Source organism: Anaerostipes sp. CAG:276 (assembly GCF_000432215.1).
Classification (GTDB): Bacteria; Bacillota; Clostridia; order Lachnospirales; family Lachnospiraceae; genus Anaerostipes; species Anaerostipes caccae.
The window spans coordinates 4,894-17,169 of sequence record NZ_FR889206.1 but is presented as its reverse complement, the minus strand read 5'-3'; the positions used below and the strand labels follow the sequence as shown (position 1 = coordinate 17,169).

The window sequence follows — 12,276 nt, the reverse complement described above, 5'->3', positions numbered from 1 at the left end:
GATCCCCCTTTTTACAATCTCCGGATTTCCAAAAATTTTCTTAGGTTCGTCTATAGCGGCGGCTTCTCCCTGATCCAAAACCAGAATCTTGTCCGCACATCTTGCAACCCTCTCCATATCATGATCCACCATAATGACCGTGATTCCTTTCTTATTCAGATCTTTTACAATATCAAAGATCTCCTCACTTCCTGACGGGTCCAGCTGGGTGGTACATTCATCTAAAACCAAAATTTCAGGTTCCATGATAAATGCAGAACCGAATGCCACCCTCTGTACTTGCCCTCCGGACAATTCCAGAGGATTTTTAGAGAGAATATGGTCAATCCTCATGAGTTTTGATACATAATCAACTTTCTCAGCCATCTGTTCCCTCGGTATTCCCCTGTTGCCAAGTCCGTATGCCAGCTCCTCCGCCACTGTCCCGGCGGTATAGGAAAGCTGGTTAAATGGATTCTGGAATACCAGTCCGATCTTCGGTGAAAGCTCTGCAATCGTACATTCCTCGGTACTCACTCCGTCCACGATCACCTGACCAGACATTTTCCCAGCAAAATAATGAGGAATCAAACCGACCAGCGCGTTACAGAGCGTAGATTTCCCTGATCCGTTGGAGCCTATGATGCACAAAAAACTTCCTTCTTCCACCTGAAAGCTGATCTTTTTCAGCGCTTTCCTTTTTGTCTGCCTGTACTTAAAAGAAAAATCTTTGACCTCTAATACTATCCTGCCCATTTGTTCTCCTCTTCTTTTATATCAGGTTCATCTTCATCAAAACTGTAACTGCTACTGTGATAATAAAAAATAAGGCCAGGAAAATATTTACACCTTTATCTCTCTTCGTTGTTCTGACTTCCACGTAACTCGTCTGCTTTACGCCTTTCATTCCAAACCCTCTGGTCTCCAGCGTCATACCCCTTTCCTGAGCATCGGTCAGAGAGGACATGACAACTGGTCCCAACAGCGGTATGTAAGCTTTTACCCTGGCAAATATAGTTCCTCCGGTTTCTACCCCTCTTGCTTCCTGCGCCTCCTGGATCACTGCCATTCTTCTCTGCATCTGGGGAACCACATTAAGACTTGCCAATACTAAATATCCGGCTTTCGGCGGCAGACCGCTCTTTGTAAGCGCTGCTACCAGTTTCCCGGGATAGGTTGTCTTGTTCATAATATAAAATGCTCCCAGAAAGACCAGAAGTGTGCTTATGATCTTCAATGCATAGAGAACGCCCTCCAATCCAACTTTCGCAAACCCCAGATCCGCAATCACTGTCACGTTTCCTGGATGATAACATCCCTGGATAAACAAAAGCATAACTGTAACCGGCACTCCGAACCCAAACATGATCTTTGCAAATTCCTTCAGTATCCCGGCAAGACAGGCTGTCACAAATAATCCTATGATGACGGCCAGACCAAGCCATGATCCCGGAAAGATCAGCGACCCAAGCCCCAGAGAAAAGACTGCAAAGATCTTTGTCATGGGATTCAGCTCTTCGATCACCGTATGTTTTGAAATAAATGTATTTGATGTCTTTGCCATGCTAAACCTCCCTTAAGCGGACTTGCATTTTAATCTTCATCGTCTTCCTCATCGTCTGTATCCGCCGCATACTGACTCAGGAATCTCTTCGGGATCTTCTGTATAAGGATAAACGCAATGAAGAATGTAATCCCTTTATCGATCAGATTTTCAAGCATGGAGGTGGATAATACCGAAGTTATAATGTTTTTCGTAGCTGCGATCAGCGTTACGGTCAGTACTGAAGTTCCTGTCACGCCGGCTGACCCTCCGTAAACGAAAATTGTGATCACTGAGGCGGAAATGGTGTTGGTCAGCGTACATGCAAGCCATGTCAGAACAGCTCCCCAAACATTCTTGAAAAAACCTTTTTTCACCATATATCCGGTGACTGCCGCACACAAAACACTGACGATGGAATAGGGCAGATAAACAGGATTTGCCACCAGTGCCAGGAATACATTGGTCAGCAGTCCGCAGAGGGCAGATACCCATATTCCTGATAAACACGCAACAACGATCGTCCCGATCATATCCAGAAACAGCGGCAGCTTTAATGCAGAACACAGGGTCCCGCCAATCAGGTTGATTCCGACTGCGATTGGGATCAATACCAGCGACTTTGTGGAAAACTGAGCTCTGATCCCTTCTGCAAATGTCATTTTTTTCTTTCTCATAACTTCATCCTCCTTTTTCATAAATAAGTTGGAACGCATTTTAAAGCGTGACGGAAATAGCGAGAGAAAACTCAATAATAATTCTAGGAAACTATTTTCCGAAATCATTTTCTTTATTTAAAATTTATCACTGCTCTATTCATTTGTCAACATTTTTATCATATAATGTTACTTTTTTTGTTTTTTCGATCCGTTCATTGTCTATTTTGCACATTTGGCTATATTGACATATATTATTTCTTTGTCTATTATGGAATGTAGTATAAAGTTGGAGGAATTTTATGAACATAAAGGAAATCGCACAGCTGGCAGGTGTCTCTGCCTCAACCGTTTCAAAAATAGTCAATCAAAAAGATGAAAGCATCAGCAGCGAAACAAGGGAACGGGTGCTGAAGATCGTAAGGGAGTATAATTACACTCCCTATGCAGCTGCCACCGCTTCCCCTGCAAAGACATGGATCCTCGGCATCCTGCTCCGGTCTTCTGTTTCTCTGGATTCTACGCTGGACGGGATCATACAGACCGCCCAGCAAAATGGGTACAGCGCCCTTGTATATAACAGTTACTCCGACATGGAACAGGAGCTTAAAAACATTACTTCATTGTGCAAAAACAACGTTGACGGGATTATCTGGGAGCCTGTAAGCAAAGAAAGCCTCTCCCGTACCTCTCACTTTCAGGACATGAACATCCCGCTCATGACCATTGGGCCCAACGGCGGTGATAATTCGCATATGATTCCTTATGAAGAAGCTGCTTACCGGATCACTCAGGAATTGATCAGCAGAAAGCACCGCAGTATTGCCTGTATCTTAAAAGAAGGACGCCGTACTTCTGCCTTTTTAAACGGATATAAAAAATGTTTGTTCGACAATCATATGAAACTGGATAAAGATTTGATTTTTTATGATCTGGATGAATCTCTGATACATAAAGTAAATACTCACAGTATCAGCGGGATCATCTCTTCTCATTACCGGAAATCACTGGAATTTTATCAGCTTATGAATACATTAAGCTATAGGATCCCCGAAGACATCTCCCTTATTTCCTTAAAAAATGACACGATGGAGAACCTGGCTTTTCCCAATATATCCGAGATTTCCACTTATACCATGCTGAATGCTGATTTTGGTTCTTATTTATGCAATAAAATCATCACAGAGATTGAAAAACGCACGGACAAGCCACATTCTTTTGTCCAGGATTTTCATCTGGATAACGAGATCACAGTCAGTTTCCCATTTAACTTAAACGTTCCCAAGATCACAGTGGTCGGCAGTATCAACATTGATACCTACCTGAATGTACCGCAGCTGCCTCACAGCGGAAAAACTGTCAGCAGCTCCACTTCCTTTGTTTATCCCGGCGGAAAAGGCATCAATCAATCCATCGGAGCGGCAAAGCTGGGACACCGCGTGACACTGATCGGCAATGTCGGTTCTGATATTGATTCTGCCTCTGTATACAACGCTCTTAAAGAATATGGTGTAGAATCTTTTGGAGTGAAGCGGTGTAATCAGGAAAAGACAGGACAAGCATTTATTTTTGTAGAGTCCAGCGGACACTCCATGATCTCTATCCTCTCCGGCGCAAACAACATTCTGACCCCGGAGGATATCCGGAAACGAAAACGTTTCTTTAAAAATACCGGTTACTGTTTGATCCAGTCAGAAATCCCGCTGGATACCGTGGCAGAAGCATGCCGTATTGCACATGAATGCGGAGCCAAAACAATCCTGAAGCCCTCTGTCTGCGGATTTATTCCGTCAGAAGTACTTTCTGGAGTCGATATTTTAGTCCCAAATGAGGAGGAACTGAACGAAATATGCCCGGCCCAGTCAACCCTTCAGGAAAAGACTGGTGCCTTATTGGAATATGGTATAGAAACCATCATTGTCACCCTTGGTGAAAACGGCTGTTATGTCCGGACTGCGGATCTGGAAAAACATTTTCCGGCAGTTCCATTTCCGTCTGTTGATAATACCGGTGCCAGCGATGCCTTTATCAGCGCTCTGGCCGCTTATCTCCTGTATGGATATTCACTGGAAGAAGCCGTCCGGATTGCCACCTATGCCGCAGGTTTTTGTATCTCCCGGGAAGGTGTTGTTCCGTCCCTTATTGATAAACGCAGCCTGGAAACTTATATTATTCAGAAAGAAAAATCTTTGATCAAAGAACGTAAATCATCATACCGATAGGAGGAAATTATGGATTACAGAACTTATTTAAGAAACTACCCTGATCAGGAAGGACGTTTCGGCCCTTACGGCGGCGCTTATCTTTCGGATGAGTTAAAACCCGCCTTTGAAGAAATTTCAGAGGCTTACCAGACGATCTGCCACTCATCCCAGTTTATCAATGAACTCCGGAGAATCCGCAGAGAATTTCAGGGAAGACCCACACCGGTCTATCACTGTGAACGGCTCTCGAATATGTACGGAAACTGCCAAATCTATCTGAAACGGGAAGATTTAAATCATACCGGCGCCCACAAGCTGAATCACTGCATGGGAGAAGGCCTTCTGGCAAAATTCATGGGAAAGAAACGTCTGATCGCCGAGACCGGAGCCGGTCAGCACGGCGTGGCTCTCGCAACGGCGGCGGCATTTTTCGGACTGGAATGTGAAATACATATGGGAGAAGTGGATATTGCAAAACAGGCTCCAAATGTGACCCGCATGAAAATTCTCGGTGCAAACGTCGTTCCCGTTACACACGGATTAAAAACTTTAAAAGAAGCCGTTGATTCTGCATTTGATTCTTACGCAAAAAACTATAAGGATTCTATTTACTGTATCGGATCTGCCCTGGGTCCTCACCCATTCCCGCTGATGGTCCGTGACTTTCAGTCTGTTGTAGGATATGAGGCGAAAGAGCAGTTTATAGAGATGACAGGGCTGCTGCCCGATGTAGTCTGCGCCTGCGTCGGAGGAGGCAGCAATTCCATCGGCATGTTCATTCCCTTTGTCGATGAGCCGGTAGACATCGTGGGCGTGGAACCGCTGGGCCGGGGCTCAGCCTTAGGTGATCACGCCGCATCTATGACTTATGGAGAAAAAGGAGTCATGCACGGATTTGAAAGCATCATGCTGAAAGACAGAGATGGAGAGCCCGCTCCGGTCTACTCTATCGCCAGCGGACTTGACTATCCCTCTGTCGGCCCGGAGCACGCATTCCTAAATGATTTAGGACGGGTTTCCTATGAGACGGCAGACGATGAAGCCGCCATGAAAGCATTTTTTGAACTTTCCCGCTATGAGGGGATCATTCCGGCCATTGAGAGTTCCCATGCGGTTGCCTATGCAACGAAGAAAGCACAGGAAATGAAGAAAGGTTCTATCCTCGTTTGTCTGAGCGGCCGGGGAGACAAGGATATTGACTATGTCGTAGAAAACTATGGGTACGGAGAAAAGTATTTATAAGTTTTTCCGCTCAGCTACAATCTGTTTGCTGCAATCATAAATCAGGAAACCGCCCTGTGACCATCTTTGGTCACAGGGCGGTTTCCCGTCTCTGGTTTTGCGAGTTCTTCTGCCTGCATTTCTCAGCGGATACGAACTGTCTTCTGCGGACTGTAACTCCCGTAATATTTTGTTTTCCCGACCGTTTTATAAGCGCGCACTTTAACCTGATAAGATTTTTTCCCGGAAAGCTTAGACAATGTATAAGAACGCTTGGAAGTTCTTTTATACTTATAAGATTTTGTTCCTTTTTTCCGGTATGCGATCTGATATCCGCTTGCTCCTGTCATTTTCTTATATTTTAAAGTCAGCTTCTTTGACTTTTTGGATCTAGCACAGGTGATCTTTGTCTTCTTCGGAACAATATAAAATGATTTTGTAACGGTTCCGGTATAATTGCCTTTCCCGTAATTGTTACAGCTGCCGTACCCGCGTTGGTATCATTGTTGTAGGATAAGGTATAATCCGTTCCTTTCTTTAAAACAATTCCGGCATTTGTCACTGTGATATCCGGATTTTGTGCTTTTCCATTATAAGTCAAGGAAGGTATATCGCCAATATTTTCATTCGTAAGGGTATCAATCTGAGTAGTAAACGCTTTAATCCGGTTACAAAACAGATCAATAGATGTAGATACAGAATCATGCGTATCAAGCCATTTGCCATTCAACAGTAAAAAGCTTTGCTGCGGCGCAGTTTTTTCCTCATTAGCTATCCAACTGTTCCTCTTGTCTTTGGCTATAAAGATACTGCCAGAGTTCTCGGATTTCTTTTCCAATGTTACAACAACAGAAAAATATTTTCCTTGATTTAATTTTATTCTATCTGACAATTCAATTGTATAAATCCCTTATAGGCCTTAAAACCAGTAACCGGCTGTGACAAAGCTTTGGTTCCACTGTATGGATTAGAAACATCTTTCAAGCCCCTATAAATCTGGACACTGTAATTAGTGTCTGCATCAGCGATTCCCACAGAAACTGCTTCTAAATATTCAGATCTTTTTGCACTTCCGCTCTTTGCCTCAAAAACATTGGCTGCAGTCAGCATTCCTCCTGTTATTCCAACTTCACTTACACAAGCGGACCCATCATAAAAATAATTATGATCTTATGTGTCTGCTGCCATATAGTCATAAGCCACAGCAGAGTTCAAAGGCTGTTCATAGGAAAGATAAAAATATCCCCCATTACCAGATCCAGTGCCCCAGCTATTTTTTAAAATCCACGCACCATCACTTTCCGGCTTCTTTTCTCCAAACAACTCCCTTGATATACGATCATCATATCCGACAATCGTAATCGAATGATTGCTTTTATCGCTTCCGGTATAAAAGTATTGTTTATTATAACTGTCACTCGTCGCTTCATAAGAAGCACTGACAGATCCATTTTTGATAATCGCTTGTTTTATCCCTTTTATATCTCTTTCCGGAAGAAAAACTGCATCTTTTATTGCATATTCCGTATGCAAATAATTAAGTTCTGCATTTAAAGATTTTGGATAATTTACAAGATCATTGACATAGGTGGCTTTGTTTTCGTCGACGGGTCCCGGCCATTGGGACAGCGACATTGCCGTCATCCAGTTATTTCCGCCGTTTTCAAGATAATCATCTGACTTTCCTTCATACTGTCCTACTACTCTATCTTGATCTCCCTCTGTATTCTCCAAAGGATCATTCTCCCGATGATAAAAGAAATATGCCAACTGCAGTTCTGACAGATCAACCCCTTTTTTATCTGATGTTAAATCATTTTTTAAAACACTCGTTTCAGCTGTCGACATGGCAGAAAACGTCCAGCAAGATCCAAATGGATTCTGGTCTTTCACATCGGTTACATAGTTTTCTGCCCTAGCATTATAGGACTCTGGAAGGACGTCTCGTGAACGGAATTGAGCATTTTTTGTCTTTGATTCCGATACTTTATAATCAATCGTGTGATAATGATTTCCCCTCTCCTCAGAAGGTTCTTTTTCCTTTGCTTCCGACAACGTCACTTGACCAAGAAACATACAAAGTGACACTAAAAAAATAAACAGCTTTTTCTACTGCCTCCCCTGCTCCCTGCAGGGATACAACTTATAATTTACCCCTTAAACTTTTGTTATCTTGCCTGCATCCCCGCCAGCGTGTCCATTTTCTCCCTGACAAAATGGTTGAATATTGAAATCGTTCGTCCGACTCCGATCACTGCGGCCACCGTTCCAATGCCAATCCCGACGATTTTCCCCGCAAAAATCATGCCTGTCATGGCCGTAACGGAGATGTTTAATATGTCAAAGCAGTTCTTCACAAGTCCGGTTTCCTTCCCGACACAGTCCGCAATTGCCTGTACAATTCCATCTCCAGGATTTGGAATTACCCGCATGTTTAAAGACATGGCCGCACCGATCCCGGTCAAAACCACCGCAATGGCCAGGAATGTAAACCTCCCTAAAGAACTTCCGGCAAAGCTGTCCGGACTAAGCGAGGAAAGATCAGGTATCCATGCTGAAAAAACATTTAAAAATCGTGTAAAAACCAGACTCAGCGGAAACTGCAGCAAGTCCATAAGAAGCACCAGCTTTAAATCGACCTTATTTGCGTGTACAAGTATGGTGCTTTCCCTCTTCATGCTCCGTTTATTTCTGATGGTATGAAGAAGCATTTCAGCAGCCACGAAGATTCCATAGAGAACCAGCGTCATATTTCCGAAATTGAGGTTCCATATAGCTGAAATACTGTATGAAACTGATATGATCGGCGATACACCCAGGCCTGTTTTTGTATTTAAAGTAATCCCCAGAGCCAATATAAAAAGTCCCGCCGCATAAAAAATTCCCCTGAACAAATATGATTTCTTCATAAGGCTTATATCAGTCCTATTGATTCCAGCGCCATTGTGATGCCTTCTTCTCTTACGGTGCCCGTCAGCATGTCAGCCGCTTTTCCTGCTGCCCTGCTGTGCCGCCCCATCACAATGCCGGTTCCTACAGCCTCAAGCATCTCGATGTCGTTATCGGAATCGCCAAAGGCATAACAGTCTTTTTTGCTGATTCCATACCGGTCCATGAGATTTATAATAGCATTTCCCTTGGTGATCCCTCTTGACATAATATCTAAAATATTCATATCTTCAAAAGGTTTCACACACTGCAGCTCCCCTTCAAATTCCGTCTGTATTTCATCCATCAGCTCTTCCCTGTTGTAATTTATCACGATTTTCGTAATATTCTCTCCCTTTCTTGTCTCCCACGGTGCGAACCAGCGTTCCGGAAATCCAAGAAAGTTCCGGAAATCATGGTAAAACGGCTGATCATAGTGCATATAATATGTAACATCCTGTGTCTCCATATGCAGAGCCGTATCTTCTGAAAAATATCCGAAAATGACCTTCTGCATCGCCTCTTCAGAAATGTGAATATCACTGACAACCTGTCCGCCGACTTCCGTATAGGACCCGTTGCAGGTGATAGCTCCCTCAAATTTATCGATATCCGCTTCCAGAAAACGTTTGCTGCGCCCCGAACACAGCATCGTCAGATACCCGTTTTCCTTTAGTCTTCCAAGAGATTCTATTGTCTTTTGGGTTGCTTTTCTAATATTATCTGTATCGTCCACGGTCGTTCCGTCATAATCAAAGAAAACGATCCCTTTGTACTTTTTCATAAATCCTCTTTTCTAAACAAAACATGATGTATTACTCTTTTATTGTACTATGTTTAAAAATAAATTCAATACGAAGTTCTGACCCGAATCCTAATCAATCCACTTTTGCAGCACGTCTAATAAGCGCTCAATATCTACAGGTTTTGCAAGGTAATCATTCATCCCTGCACTATAGCCCATTGCCGCATCAGCAGTGAACGCATTTGCCGTCAACGCTATGATCGGGATTTTGCGGGCATCGTCTCTCTCCATGCTTCGTATGGCAGCTGTTGCATCATACCCGTTCATAACCGGCATTTGAATATCCATTAGAATAGCACTGTAATCACCCGGTGCAGATGCCTCAAAAGCTTCTTTACCGAGCTGTCCGTTTCCGGCTGAGTCTACATGCACATGATTCATTTCCAGGAGTTCTATGACAATTTCTCTGTTAATATCATTGTCCTCAACCAGAAGCACCCTCTTCCCTTCTATTCCTGTCTGTTTTTCCTCCTCATTGTCTCCTGTATCGTCTTCTTTGTCCACAGAGACAAACAATTGAAGTACCTGAAGAATCTTCGACTTAAACAGAGGTTTCGTTATAAATGCGTCGGCGCCCGCCTCTAAAAACTGTTCTTCAATTTCGGAATAATCATAAGCAGATATCACAATAATCGGCACATGCCCGCCTAAATTTTCCCGTATCGCTTTTGTGGCCTCCAGCCCGTCCATCTCCGGCATTTTCCAGTCCAGTATCACTGCAAAGAAGTCCTCCGCCGCGTTATGTGCCTCTACAACTCTGCTGACCGCCTCTTTCCCGGACAGCACCCATTCTCCCCGCATGCCTAATTCAACTAAAAGTGCAGCAGCGCTCTCGCATGTCATCCGGTCATCATCCACTACCAGTACCGGCCGGCCGGATAGTTCTTCTGTGCATACCTCTTCTTCGCCGCAGATTTCAAGCGGGACAGATACCGTAAACTTACTTCCTGTACCAATCTTGCTCTCCACACCGATCGTCCCATTCATCATACGGACGATATTCTCTGTAATTGCCATTCCCAGGCCTGTGCCCTGAATTTTACTGATTCTGGAATCCTCTGCCCTTGAAAAAGGCTCAAAAATGTGCGGCAGAAATTCTTCTGATATTCCAATTCCTGTGTCAATACAAATAAATTCATACTGACTTTTCTTTGGATTCGGTGAATACTGCTCATTGATACGCAGCGTAATCGTTCCGCCTTCCGGCGTATATTTTACAGCATTCGAAATCAGGTTCATCAGGACCTGGCGGAGACGGTCACCGTCCGCAATCACATGTTCATGGTTTATATGTCCGATACTCATCTGAAACTGCTGATGCTTTCCATTAATTAACGGCAGGCACATATCCATAACTGCCCCAATCATGTCGGGCAGACTGATCTGCTCTAACGAAATATTTATCTTTCCGCTCTCAATTTTAGACATATCCAAAACTTCATTGATGAGACTGAGCAGATGCCTGCTTGAAGTGTTGATCTTATTCAGGCAGTCCTGTATCTTGTCCGGACATTCCAGATTTGCCTGTGCGATGGCCGCCATGCCCATAATGGCATTCATCGGTGTCCGTATATCATGAGACATAGAAGAAAGAAAGTTTGTCTTGGCTGCATTTGCTACTCTCGCTGCCTGATATGCGTCCTGCAGTGCCGTTTTTTGCCGTTCCTGCTCTTCTCTCTCCTTTGTAATATCAATCCCAATGCTGTAGAAAGAATCTTTCCCGTCCCAGCTGTCTTTCGCGCTGACATAACTGAAGGTCATTGTGAGGATTTTAATCTTTCCGTCCCGGGTTACAATACGCCCCTCTGCCGCTGTATCTTCACCGGTCTCTCTGGATTTTTCCATGATCTCCACCGTGCGTTCTATGTCATCCGGATGCACATAGTCGCATTTAGACTGAAGTTCATTTTCAAACTGTTCCTCAGTATAGCCGATCATCTGCAGAAACCCTCCGCCATACCAGATAACCGTTCTTAAATCCTCGGCATCCACCCGGGCAAATCCGCCGGGTATTGTCCGTATAATGGCTTCTCTTTCCCTGTCTCTTTTCTCCAGTTTATATTCCGGACTCAGATTATCATTAGACAGTTCAATCCGTGCCTTATGCCCTTCCCAGTCAATAGTACGGTTTTTGATCAGAAACGAACGTTTCAAAACCGGATTGTAGAATTCCCATTCATAGAATTCATCCTCCGTGAGACAGTCATTATTGCAGAAAGGACAGGGAGATGTCCTTCCCTGAATCACTTCATAACATTTTCTTCCTATCAGCTGTTCTTTCGGAAGGCATAAGGTATCACAGGAAGTCTTATTGAGATACAGAAGCTCATAGGAATCAATATCTGAGATATAAATATTCCCCACATACTCATCCAGCATCCATTTAAAGTATTCTGCTTTCTTTTCCTGACGCCTGTTCTGCTCCACACTGCCTCCTTCTGACGGCAGCTCTATTTTCCGATCTGTCATAACCCTCTCCTTCAATAAGCCGGTCTCTTTCTTGCTCAAACCCCACCTTGTTCATATTATATATCCTGATTATAGCAAAGTGTTCCTCTGTCTCCACCCCTTCTGCGCAGCACTGAATTCCGATCGCATGACTCATTTGAATAATATGTTTTACCAAAATATCTCCTTTGTCTGACTTTTGATATTTTTGTATAATTCCTTTGTCGATCTTCAATATATCAAAACTTGCCATCATCAAAAATTCATAGGAAGAGTATTCTACTCCAAAGTCATCTAAAGCAATACAAAAACCATAATTCTTCAGCTGCTTAAGAAGGTAGGCCATCTGTTTTTTGTTCAATGTCTCCTGAGTCTCTGTGATCTCCAGTTCAAGCTGGTCCGGTTTTAAATCGTATTTCCCGAAAATCTTACAGAAGTTTTCAAAAAAATGGTCGTCAAATAATGTAATTCCAGAAAAATTTAGTGCAAGTT

At 43.5% G+C, this 12,276-nt stretch carries 11 protein-coding genes and 1 pseudogene; 2 read left to right on the top strand and 10 right to left on the bottom strand.

Annotated features, from left to right (window positions below; translation table 11 throughout):
- From QVP35_RS14945 to QVP35_RS14935, 3 genes are all read right to left on the bottom strand, one after another.
- On the bottom strand, nt 1-735 hold a 735-nt coding region (locus tag QVP35_RS14945), incomplete at its 3' end, for an energy-coupling factor ABC transporter ATP-binding protein (protein WP_288187957.1).
- Nucleotides 736-751: 16 nt separating this feature from the next.
- Complete coding sequence (locus QVP35_RS14940) at nt 752-1,543, bottom strand: energy-coupling factor transporter transmembrane component T (protein WP_009289752.1); 792 nt, start codon at nt 1,541-1,543, stop codon at nt 752-754.
- 29 nt (nt 1,544-1,572) lie between these two features.
- A complete protein-coding gene (locus tag QVP35_RS14935) occupies nt 1,573-2,199 on the bottom strand; it encodes an ECF transporter S component (RefSeq protein WP_009289753.1) in 627 nt (208 codons plus the stop codon).
- A 281-nt stretch (nt 2,200-2,480) separates the two neighbouring features.
- Between QVP35_RS14935 and QVP35_RS14930 the strand changes: the two genes are divergently transcribed.
- Together QVP35_RS14930 and trpB are read left to right on the top strand one after the other, a co-directional pair.
- Entirely contained in the window at nt 2,481-4,400 is a 1,920-nt protein-coding gene (locus tag QVP35_RS14930; RefSeq protein WP_022261355.1) for a PfkB family carbohydrate kinase, read from the top strand.
- A 9-nt stretch (nt 4,401-4,409) separates the two neighbouring features.
- Entirely contained in the window at nt 4,410-5,624 is a 1,215-nt protein-coding gene (gene trpB, locus QVP35_RS14925; RefSeq protein ID WP_006567121.1) for a tryptophan synthase subunit beta, read from the top strand.
- Nucleotides 5,625-5,746: 122 nt separating this feature from the next.
- Here trpB and QVP35_RS16750 read toward each other — a convergent pair whose 3' ends face one another.
- The 7 genes and pseudogenes from QVP35_RS16750 to QVP35_RS14895 all read right to left on the bottom strand — a co-directional run.
- Nucleotides 5,747-5,953, bottom strand: coding sequence for a fibronectin type III domain-containing protein (locus QVP35_RS16750; RefSeq protein WP_009289755.1), 207 nt, complete (start codon nt 5,951-5,953; stop codon nt 5,747-5,749).
- Between the two features lie 17 nt (nt 5,954-5,970).
- A pseudogene (locus tag QVP35_RS14920) lies at nt 5,971-6,713 on the bottom strand (lectin like domain-containing protein).
- A 60-nt stretch (nt 6,714-6,773) separates the two neighbouring features.
- The gene (locus QVP35_RS14915) at nt 6,774-7,679 is read right to left on the bottom strand and encodes a C1 family peptidase (protein ID WP_022261353.1); all 906 of its coding nucleotides are present in this window, start codon (nt 7,677-7,679) and stop codon (nt 6,774-6,776) included.
- A gap of 92 nt (nt 7,680-7,771) precedes the next feature.
- The gene (locus QVP35_RS14910; protein WP_009289757.1) at nt 7,772-8,512 is read right to left on the bottom strand and encodes a YczE/YyaS/YitT family protein; all 741 of its coding nucleotides are present in this window, start codon (nt 8,510-8,512) and stop codon (nt 7,772-7,774) included.
- Between the two features lie 5 nt (nt 8,513-8,517).
- Entirely contained in the window at nt 8,518-9,315 is a 798-nt protein-coding gene (locus QVP35_RS14905; protein ID WP_022261352.1) for a Cof-type HAD-IIB family hydrolase, read from the bottom strand.
- 90 nt (nt 9,316-9,405) lie between these two features.
- On the bottom strand, nt 9,406-11,805 hold the full coding sequence (locus QVP35_RS14900) for a response regulator (RefSeq protein WP_022261351.1): 2,400 nt from the start codon (nt 11,803-11,805) through the stop codon (nt 9,406-9,408).
- Nucleotides 11,720-12,276: EAL domain-containing protein (locus tag QVP35_RS14895; protein ID WP_288187955.1), on the bottom strand; the 557-nt coding region annotated here is incomplete at its 5' end. The genes QVP35_RS14900 and QVP35_RS14895, both read right to left, overlap by 86 nt.

Bases quoted from the DNA above. Each gene is read 5' to 3' on its own strand.
- QVP35_RS14940 (WP_009289752.1), bottom strand. From the start codon at position 1,543: ATGGCAAAGACATCAAATACATTTATTTCAAAACATACGGTGATCGAA.
- QVP35_RS14935 (WP_009289753.1), bottom strand. From the start codon at position 2,199: ATGAGAAAGAAAAAAATGACATTTGCAGAAGGGATCAGAGCTCAGTTT.
- QVP35_RS14930 (WP_022261355.1), top strand. From the start codon at position 2,481: ATGAACATAAAGGAAATCGCACAGCTGGCAGGTGTCTCTGCCTCAACC.
- trpB (WP_006567121.1), top strand. From the start codon at position 4,410: ATGGATTACAGAACTTATTTAAGAAACTACCCTGATCAGGAAGGACGT.
- QVP35_RS16750 (WP_009289755.1), bottom strand. From the start codon at position 5,953: ATGACAGGAGCAAGCGGATATCAGATCGCATACCGGAAAAAAGGAACA.
- QVP35_RS14915 (WP_022261353.1), bottom strand. From the start codon at position 7,679: ATGTTTCTTGGTCAAGTGACGTTGTCGGAAGCAAAGGAAAAAGAACCT.
- QVP35_RS14910 (WP_009289757.1), bottom strand. From the start codon at position 8,512: ATGAAGAAATCATATTTGTTCAGGGGAATTTTTTATGCGGCGGGACTT.
- QVP35_RS14905 (WP_022261352.1), bottom strand. From the start codon at position 9,315: ATGAAAAAGTACAAAGGGATCGTTTTCTTTGATTATGACGGAACGACC.
- QVP35_RS14900 (WP_022261351.1), bottom strand. From the start codon at position 11,805: ATGACAGATCGGAAAATAGAGCTGCCGTCAGAAGGAGGCAGTGTGGAG.